The sequence below is a fragment of the Psychrobacter sp. GW64-MNA-CIBAN-0177 genome (genome assembly GCF_040309585.1).
In the GTDB taxonomy this organism is placed as follows: domain Bacteria; phylum Pseudomonadota; class Gammaproteobacteria; order Pseudomonadales; family Moraxellaceae; genus Psychrobacter; species Psychrobacter okhotskensis.
In genome coordinates this window covers 1-280 of sequence record NZ_JBEOOY010000165.1, presented here as the reverse complement: position 1 = coordinate 280, position 280 = coordinate 1, and the positions used below count along the sequence as shown (strand labels likewise).

Genomic DNA, 280 nt, shown 5'->3' with positions numbered 1-280 from the left:
CCTTGATTCGGCTGGTTTCGGGATCGCTGTTTGCGGGCTTAAAATTCGGCTTTGCCATGAACACGTCTTCAGTTGACCGCTGCCTTGGTGTACGAATGACCAGTGGCAATGGGAGAGGAAACAGAACTTTGAAGCATACCAGAAAGCAGCAGGCCCGAAACCGTATTGCTACCGTTCCGGGCCTGCTGTGCGGCAATAAAGATCAGAACTGATCACTATCGCCTGGTGCTGAACTGCTGCCGGTTACTCGGCAACAACCGCCAGCTTAACGGTTACGTAC

At 52.9% G+C, this 280-nt stretch carries 1 protein-coding gene; it reads left to right on the top strand.

The features are described from left to right. Nucleotides 1-212 (top strand): hypothetical protein (locus tag AAEY79_RS14615; RefSeq protein WP_352289034.1); only part of this gene is annotated, 212 nt, incomplete at its 5' end. Nucleotides 213-280 lie beyond the last annotated feature (68 nt).